This is a genomic window from Waltera acetigignens (genome assembly GCF_025567015.1).
GTDB lineage: Bacteria > Bacillota > Clostridia > Lachnospirales > Lachnospiraceae > Acetatifactor > Acetatifactor acetigignens.
Genome location: NZ_JAOQJO010000042.1, coordinates 1 through 2523 on the forward strand (window position 1 = coordinate 1; position 2523 = coordinate 2523).

General features: G+C 37.5%; 2 protein-coding genes. Both read right to left on the reverse strand.

The window, feature by feature from the left end:
- Window positions 1–271: 271 nt before the first annotated feature.
- Window positions 272–1423 carry an IS91 family transposase gene (locus OCV96_RS19300; protein WP_262595215.1) on the reverse strand — a complete coding sequence of 384 codons (1152 nt, stop codon included), beginning with the start codon at window positions 1421–1423 and terminating at the stop codon, window positions 272–274.
- Window positions 1416–2267, reverse strand: a complete 852-nt coding sequence (locus OCV96_RS19305; RefSeq protein ID WP_262595216.1) for a tyrosine-type recombinase/integrase — start codon at window positions 2265–2267, stop codon at window positions 1416–1418. The genes OCV96_RS19300 and OCV96_RS19305 overlap by 8 nt, the downstream gene beginning before the upstream one ends.
- Window positions 2268–2523 lie beyond the last annotated feature (256 nt).

Here is a 2523-nt window from a genome sequence, read left to right on the forward strand (position 1 = left end):
TTCTTTAGGCTACAATCAATAGCGGCGTAAACGAAAAAGCAGTCTTACGTTATAGAAAACTGCCCTTTCGTTTGCGCTGCGTTTGATTTTGCCAAAGTGAACAAAGTAAGCGTCACTGTAGCCAGTATGTATGGGCTTTCAATTTTTGATCTTTCCAATAAAGAAAAGCTATTTCAGAGATAATTGTAGCACAATTACTTATTTTACAAAAGCATGGCATAACAAATAGACCTCATTTCTGAGGCTTTTTGAAAAGTATGAATGAGGCTTTTTAAATCCTAAGAGGTATCTTCTGCTGTGGCTTTCCGAGATGCCCACCGCAGCATTTACACACCGAGATTTTGATGCCATAAAGAGTTTCCAGTATCTGTGGCGTTTCCATATCTTTTAGTCTGGACAGATACTGCTTACAACCAAGAAGATTTCTACATAGTGTAAGGTGTTTGGTTTTGCTTCGGGTGCATAACAAACCATAGTGTCTGATTCTCACAAAGCGTTTTGGTGGTACATGCATAAGAAATCTACGGATGAATTCAACTCCGGAAATGGTTAATTCTTTCCATGTGCCTGCCTTGCGGTAATCCTTCACATGGTATGTAACTGTATTGTCGTCCATACGGATGATGCGATGATTACTGATAGCAATTCGATGTGTGTACTTGCCAAGGTATTTAATAACAGACTGGGCTCCATTAAAGGTTTTCTTACAGTGAGGAATCCAGTTTTTGGTATAGCAGATGTTTAACAATTCCTTGAAAGTATAATGATTACGGTATTTTTCACTGCTTCCAAAGAATTGAAGCTTATTATCTTTCCATAAAGTTTTGAGTTCATGCAGATATTTTCCTCTGAATAACTTAGAAAGAACTTTTACCGGAAGAAAGAATTCTTCTCCTTTATCACGCCACTGATTCTTAGCGGTCAAACCACCGCCAAGAAGAATGACATGGATGTGCGGATGATAATTCATTTCAGAACCCCAAGTATGCAGAATACAAATATAGCCAACCTTTGCGCCGAGATGTTTGGCATCTTCTGTAAGTTCATTGATAGTAGCGGATACTGAATGATATAACGCATCATATAGAAGCTGCTGGTTACTATAGATTATAGGATTTAACTCCTGCGGTACTGTAAATACAACATGAAAATACGGTGCATCAAGTACATCTTCACGACGTTTATCCATCCATAATTCTTTAGGTAAAGCCTGACACATGGGACAGCATCTGTTGCGACAGGAGTTATAATGAACCTGTGGATGACCACAGTCTTCACAAATGCTGACATTTGCACCGTAGGCACCTGTTTTACAGTTGATGATACAATGAGCTACCTGGGATTGCTGTGGAGAAGGATGATACGTATCAAGATATCTTGGATAAAAACGAAGGAAAATATCCTGTACGGTAGGTTTATCCATTCTTATCACCACCCTTCTTATCAAAAGGACTATGAATCCCAATCAAAGTTTTATTGCTTATATGCAGATAGATTTCGGTTGATTTTGGAGAGCGATGTCCCAATAAGGATTGAATGTATCTAATATCAACACCATCTTCTAAAAGATGCGTCGCAAAACTGTGTCTGAGACAGTGGGAATGAATATCCTTTGGCAAACCTGCGCGGTTAACAGCTTTCTTTAATTCCAAGCGAGGACCGGAAGATGTGAGATAATCACCAGTCCACTGATTAGGGAAAAGAATTCCTGTTGGTCTGCCACATTTAAACCAGTATTCCGTAAGAATATCAAGAGCTCTTTGAGATAAAATGGCATAACGTGCGGTGTGTGTCTTTGATTCATGAATATAAATCTGCATATTTGTTCTGGATATATCTTCATATCTAAGATGAATAACCTCTGAAATACGTAAACCGGATGAATACATAAGAGCAAATATAGCCTTGTATTTTAAGTTAGAAGTAGCATCAAGCAGCATTTCTATTTCAGAACGAGTAAGAACTCTTGGGATAGCATAGTCATTGATTGCTCTTGGAACAAGGTTGTCATCCCATAGCTTTCCTAAAACGCGTTTATAGAAGAATACCAAAGCTCCATTTTTGTTATTAAGTGTGGATGATTTATTCCCCTTATTTTTTAGAAATAAAAGGAAATCTCTTGCATCTTCGCAAGTGAGTTCATCTGGATGTTTGTTAATAAATTTCAGAAAATCTTTAACATTATTCTGGTAAGTGCGAATTGTACCAGGCTTTAGATTTCTGAGCTTGCCAACATCTTCGATTTTATTAATATATGATTCGTACATAAAATAACCTCCATGAAAAAGTAGTAGTAACAACAGTAACTACCTATCATGGAGGTGCATTTGAAAAATAAAACTGCTTGTGGAAGCAGCCAAAAGATGATATTCTTTTCATAGGCAGTGAACTTTCTTGTGTATTTTGTTTTGTGTGGTAACTTAACAATAAATACTTTTCAAGAAGTAATCAACTGCCTTTTTTAGAAAAAGTAGAAAAACTGCGCCACAGCCTTGGCAGGCCATCGCGCAGCGATTTTGTTCA

What these genes read in the sequence shown, in the direction of transcription:
- OCV96_RS19300 (WP_262595215.1), bottom strand. Translation starts at nt 1,423, where the DNA reads ATGGATAAACCTACCGTACAGGATATTTTCCTTCGTTTTTATCCAAGA.
- OCV96_RS19305 (WP_262595216.1), bottom strand. Translation starts at nt 2,267, where the DNA reads ATGTACGAATCATATATTAATAAAATCGAAGATGTTGGCAAGCTCAGA.